Source organism: Brachybacterium sp. AOP25-B2-12 (assembly GCF_052378625.1).
In the GTDB taxonomy this organism is placed as follows: Bacteria; Actinomycetota; Actinomycetes; order Actinomycetales; family Dermabacteraceae; genus Brachybacterium.
This window is the reverse complement of the sequence record NZ_JBQSXW010000009.1, coordinates 55,454-71,036: the sequence shown is the minus strand read 5'-3', so window position 1 is coordinate 71,036 and position 15,583 is coordinate 55,454. Positions and strand designations below refer to the sequence as shown.

The 15,583-nt window shown below is 72.4% G+C and carries 11 protein-coding genes and 1 tRNA gene; 4 read left to right on the top strand and 8 right to left on the bottom strand.

What is annotated here, in order from left to right:
- Positions 1–19: 19 nt before the first annotated feature.
- Both ACT3TZ_RS08460 and ACT3TZ_RS08455 read right to left on the bottom strand, forming a co-directional pair.
- Positions 20–994: a hypothetical protein gene (locus ACT3TZ_RS08460; RefSeq protein WP_444582964.1), complete on the bottom strand. Its 975-nt coding sequence runs from the start codon at positions 992–994 to the stop codon at positions 20–22.
- Positions 995–1,080: 86 nt separating this feature from the next.
- Positions 1,081–1,728, bottom strand: a complete 648-nt coding sequence (locus ACT3TZ_RS08455) for a hypothetical protein (protein ID WP_444582963.1) — start codon at positions 1,726–1,728, stop codon at positions 1,081–1,083.
- A 557-nt stretch (positions 1,729–2,285) separates the two neighbouring features.
- Here ACT3TZ_RS08455 and gndA point away from each other — a divergent pair.
- Positions 2,286–3,827: an NADP-dependent phosphogluconate dehydrogenase gene (gene gndA, locus ACT3TZ_RS08450; protein WP_444582962.1), complete on the top strand. Its 1,542-nt coding sequence runs from the start codon at positions 2,286–2,288 to the stop codon at positions 3,825–3,827.
- A gap of 72 nt (positions 3,828–3,899) precedes the next feature.
- On the opposite strand, the gene ACT3TZ_RS08445 is transcribed toward gndA, so the two are convergent.
- Positions 3,900–4,181 (bottom strand): hypothetical protein, encoded by a 282-nt coding sequence (locus ACT3TZ_RS08445; RefSeq protein WP_444582961.1) that lies wholly within the window; start codon positions 4,179–4,181, stop codon positions 3,900–3,902.
- A 294-nt stretch (positions 4,182–4,475) separates the two neighbouring features.
- A complete protein-coding gene (locus ACT3TZ_RS08440) occupies positions 4,476–6,722 on the bottom strand; it encodes a helicase-associated domain-containing protein (protein ID WP_444582960.1) in 2,247 nt (748 codons plus the stop codon).
- 93 nt (positions 6,723–6,815) lie between these two features.
- Here ACT3TZ_RS08440 and ACT3TZ_RS08435 point away from each other — a divergent pair.
- A tRNA-Leu gene (locus ACT3TZ_RS08435) sits at positions 6,816–6,889 on the top strand.
- Positions 6,890–6,948: 59 nt separating this feature from the next.
- Here the strand turns inward: ACT3TZ_RS08435 and ACT3TZ_RS08430 are convergent.
- Positions 6,949–8,511 carry a GMC family oxidoreductase gene (locus ACT3TZ_RS08430; protein WP_444582959.1) on the bottom strand — a complete coding sequence of 521 codons (1,563 nt, stop codon included), beginning with the start codon at positions 8,509–8,511 and terminating at the stop codon, positions 6,949–6,951.
- Positions 8,508–9,932, bottom strand: a complete 1,425-nt coding sequence (locus ACT3TZ_RS08425; RefSeq protein ID WP_444582958.1) for a purine-cytosine permease family protein — start codon at positions 9,930–9,932, stop codon at positions 8,508–8,510. The genes ACT3TZ_RS08430 and ACT3TZ_RS08425 overlap by 4 nt, the downstream gene beginning before the upstream one ends.
- A gap of 369 nt (positions 9,933–10,301) precedes the next feature.
- On the opposite strand from ACT3TZ_RS08425, the gene ACT3TZ_RS08420 reads away from it, so the two are divergent.
- The gene (locus tag ACT3TZ_RS08420; protein WP_444582957.1) at positions 10,302–11,228 is read left to right on the top strand and encodes a LysR family transcriptional regulator; all 927 of its coding nucleotides are present in this window, start codon (positions 10,302–10,304) and stop codon (positions 11,226–11,228) included.
- 58 nt (positions 11,229–11,286) lie between these two features.
- Here ACT3TZ_RS08420 and ACT3TZ_RS08415 read toward each other — a convergent pair whose 3' ends face one another.
- Positions 11,287–12,984 (bottom strand): amidohydrolase, encoded by a 1,698-nt coding sequence (locus tag ACT3TZ_RS08415; protein WP_444582956.1) that lies wholly within the window; start codon positions 12,982–12,984, stop codon positions 11,287–11,289.
- 599 nt (positions 12,985–13,583) lie between these two features.
- Between ACT3TZ_RS08415 and ACT3TZ_RS08410 the strand changes: the two genes are divergently transcribed.
- Positions 13,584–14,297, top strand: coding sequence for a YggS family pyridoxal phosphate-dependent enzyme (locus ACT3TZ_RS08410; protein WP_444582955.1), 714 nt, complete (start codon positions 13,584–13,586; stop codon positions 14,295–14,297).
- Between the two features lie 74 nt (positions 14,298–14,371).
- Here ACT3TZ_RS08410 and ACT3TZ_RS08405 read toward each other — a convergent pair whose 3' ends face one another.
- Positions 14,372–15,472, bottom strand: a complete 1,101-nt coding sequence (locus tag ACT3TZ_RS08405; protein ID WP_444582954.1) for an ROK family protein — start codon at positions 15,470–15,472, stop codon at positions 14,372–14,374.
- Between the last annotated feature and the right edge of the window lie 111 nt (positions 15,473–15,583).

Below are 15,583 nucleotides of genomic sequence, written 5' to 3'. Positions count from 1 at the left end.
TCGGCATGACGCGAGCGGTTCAGACGCGGACCGGCGGCACCAGGTGGTTCCCGCGCAGACGCTGGTACAGCGCGGTGAGGAACAGAGCGCTCAGCGGGGTCGCGAGGAAGATGCCGACCAGAAGGAGGCTGCCGATCAGGCCCGCTGCGATCCCGATGAGGACCACGACGAGGCTGATCCCGAGGTGAGCGCCCACGAGGCGACCGCTGCTCTTGAGGCCGTCGAGGGGGCGGAGCCCGGAAGCGACCGCGGGGAGGGTGTACATCGCGACGATCCCGATCACGATGCCCGGCAGGATGCACGCGAAGACGCCGATCGCCACGAGCACGCCCACCAGGAGCGAGGCCAGGATCAGACGACCGGTGCCGATGCTGGCCTCAAGGATCTGCGGGCGTCCGCCGTTCCGCACGATCTCCCCGGCACGGTAGGAGCCCGTGCTCCACAGGATCGCGAGGACCGCGCCGAGCAGCGAGGCGACGGCCGACAGGACGTCGACCCAGACCGGCGGGTCGTCGTACAGGACCAGGTCGATGCTGAAGGGGGTGCCCTCCCTCATGGCCACGAACCAGCCGACCGCCTTGGGCCCCTGGTTCAGGGCGAGGCCGAGCAGCCCGAACACCACGGCCGGGACGAGGAACGTCGCGAGGTTCGCGGTGAAGGCGGACCACATCCAGCGGAACGATGCCGACAGGTCGGCACCGAGGTCGGTGCCGGGAACGGGTCCGGGTCCGACATGGCCGCCAGGTCCGTTCTGACCGGGAACGGGAGCGCCGTCGTAGGCGCCCGACTGGCCGGCACCCGGAGCGCCGTCGTCGGCGCCCTGGCCGAACGACGGACCGGTCTGGGCGTGGTTGGAGCCCGACCCGGGGAATGCCGTGCCACCGGCCCGGCCGGACCACCCGGGAGCCTGGCCGTCGTAGTGCCCCGGGCTCCACCGGTCACGGCCGTCCTGCGCTGCGTAGGGGTCCTGGGAATGGTCGGGGCGGTCGGTCATCGTGAGGAGTCCTTCGATCGGGGATCAGGCGGGGAGCGGGGCGGCGCTCGGTGCCCGAGGGGCCAGGGCACCGAGCTCGGGCGACCTCAGGCGGCCACGGGGTCGTGCAGTGCGCGTCCGCTCGCGCGCTCGAACAGTGCCAGAGTGGCCAGTCCGGTCAGCGCGGGGATCGCGATGACGGTGACCACGAGATACGACGCGAAGCTCGCCGCCACACCGATCACGAGCACGCCCACGATCGTGAGGCCGAGCTGCCTGCGTGCCAGGCGGAAGCTCTCCTTCAGGGCCTCGACGGGGCTCGCGCCGCGTGCGGAGGCCGACAGGGCGTAGGTCGCGAACACCGCGAACACGATCCCGGGCAGGTAGCACAGCAGGACGCCGACGAATGCCAGCACCTGGACCAGGACGAAGGTGAGGATCATCCGCCAGGGCCCGGCGAAGCCCTGGCCGATGGTGGGCCGCCCGCCCGCCAGGACGATCGACCCGGCGTTGACCGCCCCGGTGCTCCAGAGCGCGCCGACGACGGCGAACACCGGAAGGAACGGGATCACCACGAGGTAGCTGCCGAGGATGCCCCACACCGCCTCGGGGCCGTCCGTGTCCTGGACGGAGTAGACGGACACGCCCATCACCCCGAACATCACCACCATCATCACCACGGCCAGCCCGATGGTGACCACGCCGTAGACCGCGCCGGGTACCAGGAACGCCGCAAGATTGCGGGAGAACGTCACCCACATCCACCGGAAGGCCGCGCCGAGGTCGGCGCCCAGGTCCGTGCCGGGCGGGGGCCCCGCCGGTGCCGCGGGAGGCCCAGCGGGCCCCGGGGGCGGCGGCGGACCGCCGGCGGGACCCAAGGGATGGGCGGGCCCGCCCGGGCGGGGCGCGGCGCCGAGCACGGGCGGCTGCTGGGCCTGGTGTGCCGCGGAGCTCGGCTGAGGGAAATGCGGGCCGCCTCCCTCACGGGGTGGGAACGGTCCGGACTGGGGAGGGACGGTCACGAGCACCTCAGACAGGTATCGGGGACGGACGGCATCGGACGACGCCGCCGTGACGGCGGCTCCGCAGGTGGGGGAACCCCGGCAGACAGGGGTCACCGTACGGGACGACGTGTCCGATGCCTCCGCATCGGAGACGGACAGGTGCGTCCTGCCCCTCGATGCCTGAGCGTCGTGGGTCCCCTCGTGGACCCCCAGCACGGCGTCGCACGCCGTCCCTACAATGGCGACAGCAGCCTCGTCCGCGCGGCCACGCCGCACGGTCGAGCATCCCTCGACACAAGGAGCACCGTATGGCCACCTTCGCACCCTCACCCCAGGACGTCGCCGACATCGGCGTGACCGGCATGGCCGTGATGGGATCGAACCTCGCGCGGAACTTCGCGCGGCACGGCTACAAGGTCGCGATCCACAACCGCTCCGTCGGCAAGACCGAGACCGTCATCGACGAGCACGGCTCCGACGGCGAGTTCTACCCCTCGGAGACCACCGAGCAGTTCGTCGCCTCGCTCAAGGCCCCCCGCGTCGCCATCATCATGGTCAAGGCGGGCAAGCCCACCGACGCCGTGATCGACGAGCTCGCGCAGCACATGCAGCCGGGCGACATCATCGTCGACGGCGGCAACGCCCTGTTCACCGATACCCGTCGCCGCGAGGCCGCGCTCAAGGAGAAGGGCCTGAACTTCGTCGGCATGGGCGTCTCCGGCGGCGAGGAGGGCGCGCTCAACGGCCCCTCGATCATGCCCGGCGGCTCGACCGAGGCGTGGGAGCGCCTGGCCCCGATGCTCCAGGACATCGCCGCCAAGGCGGGTCCCCACGACGACGAGCCCTGCACCACGCACGTCGGCGCCGACGGCGCGGGCCACTTCGTCAAGATGGTCCACAACGGCATCGAGTACGCCGACATGCAGGTCATCTCCGAGGCCTACGACCTCATGTCGCGGGCGCTGGGCCTCGGCGCGCACGAGATCGGCGACGTCTTCTCCACCTGGAACAAGGGCGACCTCGAGTCCTTCCTCATCGAGATCACCGCGATCGTCCTGCACCACGACGACGTCCGCACCGGGCGTCCGTTCGTCGACATCATCAAGGACCAGGCCGCTCAGAAGGGCACCGGCGCCTGGACCGTGCAGACCGCCCTGGACCTGGGGGTTCCCGTCACGGGCATCGCCGAGGCCACCTTCGCCCGCTCCGTCTCCGGGGACGTCGCCCAGCGCGAGGCCGCCCAGAAGGTGCTCCAGGGCGAGACGGCCGACGAGAAGATCGACGACGCCCAGCAGTTCATCGACGACCTCCAGAAGGCGCTCTACGCCTCCAAGCTCGTCGCGTACTCGCAGGGCTTCGAGGAGATCGCCAAGGGCGCCGAGGTCTACGACTGGGACATCGACCTGGGGGCCATGGCGCGCATCTGGCGCGGGGGCTGCATCATCCGTGCCAAGTTCCTGGACCGCATCACCGAGGCGTACGACCGCGATCCGGGCCTCACGCTCCTGCTCGCGGACCCGTACTTCGCCCAGGCCATCAACGACAGCGTGCCCGCGTGGCGCCGCATCGTCGCGTTCGCCGCGGCCAACGGCTTCCCGGCACCGGTGTTCGCCTCGAGCCTCGCGTACTACGACGCGATCCGCTCGGAGCGCCTGCCGGCGGCGCTGGTCCAGGCCCAGCGCGACTACTTCGGCGCGCACACGTACAAGCGCGTCGACGTCGAGGGCAGCTACCACGTCGAGTGGTCCAAGGACCGCTCCGAGACCCGCACCGATGGAGACAGCGGCGTGACCCATGGCGCCGTCGATCCCGCGGCCGGGGAGAAGACGCAGGAGTCCTCGACCAGCTGAACCAGGTCACGACGACGACGAGCCCGGACCGTGAGGTCCGGGCTCGTCGTGCATGAGGACTGCTGAGGCGGCTCAGTAGGTCCCGGTGCTCGCCGCGTTGCCGAGGATCGCGGCGATGATGACGACGTAGATGATGATGAAGATGATCGTGATGACCCAGATGATCGCGAAGGCGATCCAGGCCCACTTGGTGAACTTCTTGGCCGTCGCCGGCTCGGTGTCGGCCTTGAGGTAGCCGAGGAGGCCCAGGATGCCCGGGATGACGCCGCCGAGCACGAAGCCGACGATGGTCGCGATGAGAGCGTTCTTCTTGATGGCCTCGGTGTTGAAGCCGGTCTGCAGCGGAGCAGTCATGATGTATCCCCTTGGATGGATGGCGGATCCCTGTGATCCGTGATGTCTGGTGCAGGTCGCTCCCATGCGTATGCCTCGAAGTGACCGGCGAGACAGAGAGTAGCCTGAGAGTGCCCCGCAGTTCCATGGGGAGGACTCCCCGTGTCACGTGCGTGTCGGCGGCGGTCTGCGGTCCTCCGACGGTGGGGTCCGGTAACCGGTGGCGGAACGACGGCGCCGCAGGCCGCGAGGTTCGGCCGATTCGATGACCGGGACGTCGGTCATCGGCGACGTCGGACCTCCGATCGGGCGCCGTCAGCCCAGGGTCACGCGATGCACGAGCACCGTGAACTCGTCGGCCCCCCGGACGTCGCGAGCCCGCAGCCGGCCTCCCTCGAGGGACACCGGGACGGCGTCGCGCTCGATGATCCCGCCGCGCCCGTCGACGATCCCGAGCCGGATCGGGGATCCCTCGGCGATGGCCTCGAGGAGCCGGTCGGTCACCGACGGGTCCCCGTCGACCCCGTCCTCCGCCTCGCGGATCCGGGCGACGACCGTCGGTGCCGGCAGCCGCAGCTCCGGCCCCGCGGCCGTCTCGAGGGCGGTGTCGACCGGACCGCCGTGCAGGGTGTGGTCCCGGGCATCGTCCGCCGTGCGGCCGTCGGGGCCCACGGCGATCGCCGACAGGCCCGCGCGCCGCACCATCTGCAGCACGAACCCGGCGTCCGACGTGCTCACGGCGACCGTCGGGGCCAGGCGCTGCAGGCCCAGCGCCGCCGCGTGGGGGGAGGCCTCGAGGAGGCTCAGCACGTCAGGATCCGCCGTGAGGTGGCTCTGCGAGCGGCCGATCCGCACCTGGCCATGACGACGGGCCTCGTCGCGCAGCAGGTAGTCGAGGGTCTGGGGGATCGGCGTCATGGACGTCTCGGCGAGCAGCGCGCGGAGCGTCTGGGCATCGCGGCCCGATGTCATCGCGTGGCGCACCGAGGCCGGCGTCAGGCGCAGGGTCAGCGCGCCGCCCCGGGAGACGACATCGGCCCAGGCGAGGAGCTCGAGCAGCCGCTCGGAGGGGCGCCCGGGGATGGTCACGGTGAGGTCGGCGTCCAGCAGCACCTCGTCCACGGGCGGCGGCGCGACCTCGCGGAGCTTGCGGGCCAGGCGCGCGTCGAGGCCGGTCACGTCGTCGTCGAGATGGTCCACGAGCTCCTCGCCCAGGACGCTCAACGTGCCGTCGACCACGAGGCCCAGGACCGTGGCCTCAGCGCGCACGGCATGCGCCTCCTCGTGGACGATCGCGGGCGCGACCAGCGGGAACGCCCAGCCGACTGCCTCGGCGATCGCCTCGACGGAAGCCTGGATCCCGGGCGCGGCCCGGAGCACGCGCAGGGCGCTCAGGCGTCGCGCCCTCACGCCGTCGCGGGCGGTCGCCGCGGACAGCAGGGCGCGTGACCCCAGCGCCGCGGTGGCCGTGTCGGCGCCCGGTGCAGGTGAGGCGGACGGATCGGTGCGCCCCGCGGACGACGAGGAGCCCGAGCGCCCGTGGCCCTCGGGCAGGAGCGCGGCGAGGTGGTGGCCGCGGACCCAGGTCGCGGCGAGCTCGGCCCACCGCTCCTCGAGGCCGCGGGCGCGGAACGCGTCCCAGTCGGCCGTGGGCTGCCAGGCCTCGCCGTCGTGCCCCAGGAGCCCGGCGCTCCAGGCGGTCTGGATGACGGTCGCGTAGTCCACGACCTCGGTGTCGGCCTGGCGTGCCAGGCGCCGGACGTCACGCTGGGGGATCCCGCCGCGGCGCAGCACGGCGGGCGGATCGTCGTCCCAGGTCCGCACGGTCCCCAGGATCCGCACGGCCTCGAAGGCGGACTCCGCGGCCTGGGCGGTGCGTCCGCCGGCGATCCGTTCGTGGAGGTGGGCGCCGTCGGGGCGCGGGCGCCGGGAGGGGAGGGACTCCCGCACCCGGCCGCCGCGCAGCACCAGGTGCACGGGGCGGGGGATCTCGAGGACATCGCCGCGTCGCACGATCAGGCCCTCGGCGAGCAGCTCCTCGGCGAGCGGGGAGCCCGCTCCGCCGTCGAGGTGCGCCGGCCCCCACGCCAGGCGTCCGAGCACCGTGCGCAGGGATTCCGGAGCCGCAGAGACGAGCGCGGCGGCGCGCTGCGGGGAGGGGTCGTCGTCGTGCTCTGGGGCCAGCCCCGCCGGGGTGCGGAGCACCTCGCGCAGGGTGCGCACCGGGCGGATCTCCTCGTCGCCCCAGCTCAGGGCCAGCGACGCAAGCCGGCGGAGGAACGGCGCGGCCAGGGTGGCGTCGGCGCCGACGGCCGCCGCGAGGGCGGCGGGGGAGACGGGCTCGGGGAGCACCACGAGGGCCTCGGCCAGGCACAGCTCGGGACGGGTCAGGCTCGACAGGGCCCGCTGCACGGAACCGGCGGCCGCGGCACGTGCGGCGAGGGGGCCGATGCCCCGGGGCACGGGCGTGCCGAGATCCGGTCGGGCGACGATCAGTTCGGTGAGGCGGTCGTCGTCGAACCGGCGCAGCGCGTCCGCGAGGGACCGGATGGGGGCGGCCATGGTCGACCCAGCATAGGCTGGCGGCCGGCCGCGCCACGCGCCCCCACCGCCGCCCGCACCCGCGGTCGACCTCGGCGGACGCTGCGCGGGCCGGCCCCCATGGCCCAATCGGCAGAGGCATCCGACTTAAAATCGGCGGGTTCCGGGTTCGAGTCCCGGTGGGGGCACGTGGCCGTTCCCGCGACCACGGGCCGGGGGAGCACGCGGAGGGCGTGCCGCGGCGACGTCAGCCCGGCAGCTCCTGCCCACGCAGGTCGCCGGTGCTCGTCGACGCGAGGAGGTCGGCGGCCTTCTCGGCGATCATCATGATGGTCACGACCGGGTTCGTCGCCGTCAGGGTGGGCATGACGGAGGCGTCCGCGATGCGCAGGCCGTCGATACCGATCACGCGAAGCTCGGGGTCGACGACGGCCAGCGGATCCTCGGGCGCCCCGATCCGGCACGTGCCGCTGACGTGGTAGACGGTCTGGTGGTTGGCTCGCTGGACGCGCGAGAGGTCGGCGTCGGTGCGCACCTCGGCGCCCGGGAACACCTCGCGGACCACCCAGGACCTCATCGGCTCCGCCTCCGCGATGCGCCGTGCGGCACGCACGCCTGCCACCAGCATCGCCTCGTCGTGGCCGTCGGGGTCGGTGAAGTACCGGTAGTCGATCGCGGGGGCCCGGTCCGGGTCGGACGCGGTCACCCAGACGCGTCCCCGGCTCGCGGGCCGGGCGACGTTGGGCGCGATCGCCACGATGTCCGCGGGGAACGTCCACCCGTTGCGGCGCGGGTGCTCGACCCAGGCCTCGACCGGGAAATGCATGAGCACGTCGGGCGCGCCCGGCTCCTCGCCGAGCTCGAGCATCGCCCCGGCGTCCCATCCGCTCGCGCAGGTCGCGGGGATGTCGCGGTCCACCTCCCAGACCACGAGTCCCTCCGCATGATCCTGGAGGTTCTCGCCCACGCCCGGGCGATCGAGGACGACCGGGATCCCGGCGTCCTCGAGCACGGTCGCGGGCCCGATCCCGGAACGCTGCAGCAGGGCGACGGTGTCGATCGCGCCCGCGCACAGGACGACCTCGCGCGTGGCGCGGATCTCCCGCCCGTCCACGAGCACGACGCCGGTGGTCCGAGGGCGGCCCCCATCATCCGTCCCGACCACGAGCCGGGCGACCCGGGCCTCGGTGAGGACCTCCAGACCGGGGCCATGCCCGCCGTGCAGGTAGTGGATCGAGGTGGAGGCGCGCTCGTTGGTCGCCGGGGTGTAGCCGACCTCGAAGAAGCCGGTGCCGCGGGCGCAGGAGTCGAGGTGGCCGTCGTTCCAGCTCCTGGTCGCCGGGAGGTCCAGGGCGTTCTCCGCAGAGGTGATCACGTCCTGGACCATCGGGTTGCGGTCCTGCTCGGCCACCGGCACGATCGGCGTGCGCAGTCGGTCGAAGTAGGGCTCGAACTCCTCGGGCCCCCATCCGGTGGCGCCCAGCGCCTGCCAGCGGCGCAGATCCGAGGCCAGAGGTCGCCAGGCGATCATCGTGTTCGTCGTCGAGCAGCCTCCCAGCAGGCGGGTGCGGGTCTGGTGTATGCCGGAGTTCCCACGTTCCTGGGGCACGCTGAGGTAGTCCAGGTCGTACTCGCTGCCGACCATCTCGTCCCAGCGGCGCAGGGATCGGGCGCGGGGCTCGTCGACGTCCGAGGGTCCTGCCTCGAGCAGCACGGTCCGGATGCCCTTCTGATCGGCCAGGCGGGACGCGAGCAGGCATCCGGCCGTTCCTCCGCCGACGATCACGACGTCGTATTCCGCGACGGTCATGCGATCCCCGCGGCGTGCTCGGGAGTCGTCGCCACGTCCGGCAGGCTGCCGCTGCGGTCGATGCGGCGCCGCATGAGTGCGTAGTAGAGCGGACAGATGACGGCCAGGCCCACCAGCCAGGAGATGTCGGTGCCGTGCAGCGCCTCGGCGATCGGACCCGTGTACATGGCGGTCGCCAGGAACGGGATCTGCAGGAGGACGCCGAAGACGTAGCAGACGACCGCGGGGGCGTTGATCCGGCCGTAGATGCCCCCGTCGCGTCGGAAGAGCGAGGCGATGTCGTACTTGCCGTGGCGGAGCAGGTAGTAGTCGACCAGGTTGACGGCGGTCCACGGGATCAGGGCGCACAGCAGCAGGGACATGAAGTTCGTGAAGTTCACCAGGAAGTTGTCTGCACCCAGCAGCGCCATGGCCAGGGCCGCGAGGAACAGCGCGACGGCCACGATGGCGCGCCCCGGCGCGTGGGGGAGCCAGCGCGGGAACAACGTCTGGCCCACCGTGATCGTGGACAGCGCCCCGCAGTACAGGTTCATCGCGTTCGTGCAGGCGATCGCGAGGCCGAGCACCGCGACCACCAGGACGGAGATGCCCTGGGTGATGCCGCTGAGGGCTCCGATCGTGTCGGCGTCGGGGAACGCGGCACCTGCGATGGCCCCCAGGAGCATGGGGAAGAGCGACCCGAGCACCGCGCCGGCGTAGGTGGCCCAGAACGCGGGGCGCACGCCGGTGTCCTTGGGCAGGTACCGGGTGTAGTCCGAGACGTAGGGGGCGTAGGCGATCTGCCAGAGGGCGGCGAGCGTCACGGTGCTCATGAAGCCCGCGACGGTGACCGCCCCGGAGCTCCACGCGGCGGCCGGGACCCCGTCGATGCCCAGCGCCCACACGAAGGCGAGGACCAGCACCGCCCCGGAGACGATGCTCAGCACGCCTGCCAGCGCGTGGATCAGCCGGTACCCGACGATGGCGCCGACCACGCTGAGGAGCCCGATGAGCACGATCGAGATCGAGGTGTCCCACCCGAAGAGACTGGCCACGGCCTGGCCGCCGAGCACCATGTTCGAGGCGAAGAAGCCCACGTACATGATCACCACGATCGTCACCACCAGCAGCGAGCCGAACGATCCGAACTGCGCCCGGGTCTGCAGCATCTGCGGAACGCCCATCTGGGGGCCCTGTGCGGCGTGCAGGGCCATCACGACGCCACCGACGAGGTTGCCGATCACGATGGCCAGCGCCGCGGCCCAGATCGGGAGTCCGAACACGACGGTGCTCACCACGCCCGTGGCCACCGTGAGAAGCATGATGTTCGATCCGAACCACACCGTGAACAGATTGCGGGCGCGTCCGTGGCGCTCCGTCTCCGGCACGTGGTCGATGGTTCGGAACTCGAGAGCCTCCGTGGGGCTGTCGGTGCGGGTCATGGGGTTCTCCTCAGGCAGGGAGGACGAGGGCGGGATCGACCGCGTCGCCGTCCGTCGGGCGGGCCCGACGGAGGATTGCGGACCATCGTGCGCCCGCCGGTTCGATCGCACAAACACATCCGGCTTACGCGCGGTATCAGCAATGGTGATGAATTGAGTCGAGGGTCCCGGGGCGTCGCGTCGGCCGCACATCCCGGACCGTGGGCGACCCGATCACGTCACGGAAGGGTCACGGATCCGGAGAACGGAGCGGCGGCCGGGCGCGGTCGGTACCATTCCGGCGTCGAGGGCGCAGGGCTTCCGCACTGCATCGATTCTCGATATGGGACGTGACCGCTTCCCGAGCACATGGACGAGCGAAGGGTGACCATGGCGCGACGCCCGGAGATCACGCTGACGCAGCTGCGCTACTTCGCGGCGGCCGCGGACAAGGGCAGCATGACCGAGGCCGCCAAGGAGTTCTACGTGGCGCAGTCCGCGGTCTCGGCCGCGATCTCCCAGCTCGAGGCCCAGCTCGGTGTCCAGCTGTTCATCCGCCAGCGGTCCAAGGGGCTCACCCTCGCTCCGGCCGGGGTCCAGTTCCAACGGGATGTGCGGACGGTGCTCCAGGGACTCGAGGGTGCGGTCGACACGGTGCGAGGCATCGACCACCAGGTGCGCGGCACGGTCCGGGTGGGCTGCTTCATCACGCTGGCGCCCTTCCTCGTGCCCGACCTCATCGCCCGAGCGCGCGAACGGCACCCGCAGCTCGAGGTGGTGGTCGAGGAGCTCGACGCCGCCGACGCGCGGGAAGCGCTGCGATCGGGTCGGGTCGAGCTGCACATCGGCTACGACTTCGCCCTGGGATCCGACGTCCAGCGCGAGGTGATCACCCTGCTCCCCGCCCACCTGGTCCTGCCGATCGAGCACCCGCTCGCGGCCCAGGAGAAGGTCTTCCTCCGCGAGGTCGCCCGGGAGCCTTTCGTGCTGCTGGACCTCCCGTACAGCCGTGAGTACTTCCTGGGCCTCCTGGCCAGGGCAGGCATCGATCCGGACATCTGCTATCGGTCCAGCACCTACGAGACGGTGCGCTCGATGGTGGCCCATGGGCAGGGCCTCTCGATGCTGAACCTGCATCCCAGCACCGACGTCACCTACGACGGCCTCCGCGTGGCCTGTCGACCCATCGGCGACGAGCTGCCCGCGCTCCCGCTGGTCCTGGCGACGACGCGAGGCACGCGCCGCAGCGCTCGCGCCCGCGCGGTCGGGCATCTCGCGACCGAGACGGTCAGGGACGTCCTCGGCCACGTGCACTGACCCGAGCCGCTCTCGGAGGCGGCGCCGGTGGCCGAGGTGCCCTTCCCGATGGAGCCGGTCAGTCGCGGAGCTCGAAGACGGTGCTCCCGCGGACGAGTGTGCGCACGGCACGTGCGGCTCCGAGCTCGGCCGCCGCGCGCAGGTCCTGGTCCAGGACCACCAGGTCCGCGTCCAACCCCACCCGCAAGGAACCCGTGACGTGCTCGAGCCGGTTCGCTCGCGCGGATCCCGAGGTGCAGGCGTCCAGGGCGGCCCCCATGGTCAGGGACTGCGACGGCTCGAGCGGAACGTCATGCACCCCCGGCCCGACGGCGAGCGGTTCGCGGCGGGCGGCTGTGCGATGGACCCCCGTGTGGATCGCGAGCAGCGGATCCGGGTCCGAGACGGGCCAGTCGCTGCCCGCGGCCAGCCGCGCACCGGCCCGTTCCAGGTCGCCGAAGGGGAAGTGGCCGGCCTCGCGACCGGCACCGAGGAGCGGGAGCTTGCGTTCGACGATCTCCCGGTCGCGTCGGGCCCACAGCATCTGGAGGTTCGCGGTCACGTCGAGCCGGGCGAATCGTGGGACATCGGCGGGGTCGATCACATCGAGGTGCGCGAGCTGATGGCGTCGGGACGTCGGGCCGATGCTCTCGCGCGCATCCTGCACGGCGTCGAGGGCCTCGCGGACGGCGCGATCACCCACGGTGTGCACGTGGACGTCGAACCCGTTGCCCTCGAGGTCGCGGATCGCCCGAGCGAGCAGCCCGGGGTCGACGAAGGACGGGCCGCAGCCGCCCGACGGGTCACCGGCGTAGGGCGCGAGCATCGCGGCGGTCCGGTTCTCGACCATCCCGTCCAGCATGATCTTGACGACGTGAGCGGCGATGCTCCCGGCGGCCTCCGCCGCCTCCCGCCTCGCCACGAGCTCGGGGATCTGCTCGAGCCCGCGTTCGCGGTCCCACCACAGGGCCTGCACCACGCGGGCGGTCAGCCTCCCGTCGGCCGAGAGCCGGGCGTAGGCCGCGGAGGGGTCCGGGCCGAGGTCCGAGACACCCACCATCGCGTCCTGCCATGCCGTCACCCCGACGCTGTGCAGGCGCGCCTGTGCCGCTAGCAGCGCCTCCTCGAGCCGGTGCTGATCGGGCTCGGTGCGCAGCTCCGCGGCGAGCCTCATCGCGCCGTCGAGCAGGATGCCCGTCGGCTCCCGCTCGGCGTCACGCTCCACCCGCCCATCGGCGGGATCGACGGTGCCCCTGCCGATCCCCGCCCGGTCCAGCGACGCGGAGTTCAGCCACATGCTGTGACCGTCGTGCCCGGTGAGGACGACGGGGCGGCCGGGAACGATGCGATCGAGCCAGCGCGCGGGGCTCGGGTCCGTGGGCAGGAGGTCCCTGTACCAGCCCATCCCGGTCAGGACGGAAACGTCCTGACCGGCCAGGTCTCCCTGCCGGATGATCCGCTCGTACTCCTCGAGAGAGGCGGCGGACGACAGCTCGATCTCGAGGATCGCGAGTCCGGCGATCGCGGGGTGGACGTGCGCGTCCTGGAAACCGGGCAGGAGCGTGGCGCCGGCGAGGTCGTGGCGCTCCGTGACCTCCGAGGTCGACGTCGTGCTGACGAGGTCGTCGAGCTCGCCACGTCCGCCCAGGGCTGCGATGCGACCGTCGTGCACCCACAGGTCGCCGCGCAGCCACCGACCGCCGCCGAGGTGCATCGACGCATCGGTGAAGAGGATCGGCGCCGCGGTCGAGTCGGGACGACCTGATGAGTTCTGCATGGTGCTCCTTGGGGGAGGGAGGGGGCGCCCAGGGCGAGAGGGCGGTGGGATTCGCGACGGGCCGGGGTGCTCCTGTCCATCATGGCGGCCATCGATCATCGGGCCGAGCTCGTCGAGCACTGCGTTCTCGATCCAGTGCTTCTCCCAATCGGCGGATCAGGGGCGGTGGCTCGCGAAGCCCTCACGGGTCGCGTCCGAGACCGCACGCCGCGGAGCGGGTGCGTGGGATGGGTTGCGCGTCGAATCCGCCCGATGACGGGGCGTCCTGGCTCGGCACGGCGCATATACGGCCGTGCTGAGTGAGGACGTCCCGTCGCGCGAAGCTCCGGAGGCGTCCGGAAGGCCCGGGTGGCCCCGCCACCTCCGTCGAGGATGCGGGCATGGCGACCGGCGCGACGGGAGGAGTGCGCCGCGAGCGCCCTCTCCTGGCGGGCCCTCACGTCGGCCCCTCGGATGCTCGCCGGCTCGGGCCGCGATGCTCCCCAGCAGCGTGCCGCCCGGCGCCGCCCGCATGCGGGCCGCCGATGCCTCCCACGGGTGACCGGTCCGAGCCGCGGCCCCCGCGCGCCGACCGCTCGCGCCCCTGGCAAAATAGGGGAATGCCCTCACCGACCGCGCTGTGCACCCGTATTGACGACGTCCTGGACCGGATCGACGGTGCCGCGGGGCGCGGCGGGCGCACCGCGCAGGACGTGACGATCCTGCTGGCCACCAAGACCCGCACGCCGGCGGAGATCGTCGCCGCCGTCGCCGGGTTCCGGGAGCGGGGGCGCAGCGTCGTGGTGGGGGAGAACCGCGCGCAGGAGATCGCCAAGTTCGAGGATCCGGCGCTGGCCGCCCTCGACCTGGAGAAGCACTTCATCGGGCGCCTGCAGACCAACAAGGCGAAGGATGCCGTCGCCTTCGCCTCCGTGATCCACAGCCTCGACCGCGACGAGCTCCTCGACGCCATCGAACGACGGGCCGCGCTCGCCGGGGTCCATCGTGACGTGTACGTGCAGGTCAACACCTCGGGCGAGGAGTCCAAGGGCGGCTACGCGCCGACCATCGACGCCGTGGGCGCGGCGCTCGAGCGCATCGGGGCCAGCGAGCACCTGCGGGCCGTCGGCCTCATGACGATCGGCGCCCACACGCAGGACGAGCTCGCCGTGCGCGCGTCCCTGTCCGGGTTGCGTGTGCTGCGCGACGAGCTCGCCGTGCCCGAGGTCGACGGGCTCTCGATGGGCATGAGCGGGGACCTCGAGGTCGCCGTCGAGGAGGGTGCGACGATCGTGCGGCTGGGAACTGCCGTGTTCGGGACCCGGCAGGGCTGACGTCCGACGCCGGTCGTCCCGGGCCCGTCGCCTCGGACGCTCCGCCCAGGACCCTCCGCCTCAGACCCTCCGCCTCAGACCCTCCGGCTCAGCGCCGACGGCACCCCGAACTCGTCCTCGAGCACCTCGGCGGCCGCTCCCACCGCGATCGCGTCATCTCCGTAGGTGGAGACGAGCACCTCGACGTGCTGCCAGTCGTTGGAGGGCAGCTCCGTCACGAGCGCGGTGCGCACCGCGTCGAGGTAGGGACCGTGATGGGCGCGCACGGTGCTGCCCCCGAGCACCACGCGGTCCACGTCCAGCAGCACCACGACGTCCACCACGACGCTCGCGATGATCCGCGCCGCCCGTGCGACGTCGCCGCGGGCGAGCGCCGCGGCGTGCTCGGCCTGCGCGCAGCCGCGCCGCCCGCACGCGCACGGCTCGCCGTCGAGCGCGACGACCATGTGGCCCGCCTCGCCGGCGTTGGCGTGGACCCCGCGCTGGAGAAGGTCGCCGAGCCGGAACCCCGCGCCGATCCCGTCCTCGACCAGCATGAAGGCGGCATCCCGCACGGCGTGCGGCGCCGCCCAGGACTCCCCGACGATCGCGGCCGTCGAGTCGTGGTCGATCAGCGCCGGCAGCTCGAGGCGCGCCGTGAGCTCGGCGCGCAGGGCGAGTCCCTGCCACGGGTCCTCCGGGTCCGTCCCGCGGAAGATCCCGCCGTCGTGGTCCGTGGGGCCGGGCATGCCCACGCCGATGCCCACGAGTCGTCCCGCGCCCGTCCTGCGGACCCGCCCTGCGAGGTCCACGATCGTGCCGACGAGGGCGTCGGGGGTCGTCGTCGCGTCGATGCGGGCGTCGGCGCGGTCGAGCACCTGCCCGGCCAGGTCGACCACCACGGCGCGGGCGCGCGTGCGCGAGACGTGCACGCCGATCGCGCGCCGCGCCCCGGGCACCAGTGCGTACAGCGTCGCGGGCTTGCCGGGACCGGCGCTGATCGTCCCGGCCTCGACGATGAGGCCGCGCGCGCGGAGCCGCACGAGGATCTTGGTCATGGCCTGCGGCGTGACGTCGAGGGCCGCCGCGAGATCGTGGCGCGACATCGGGTTGCCGCGGCGCGCGAGGGAGAGCACGGCCGCATCGTTGACGCCCCGGACGAGGTCGAGATGTGCTCCGCCGCTCACGCGCCCCATTATGCGGGGCCCTCGTGCCACGACGGCCGCCGTGGCGCACTCCACACGTCACGGAGCGACAAAGTCCGTCCCACCCCGTTGACGAATCGCAACAGCGTTGCCTTACCGTGG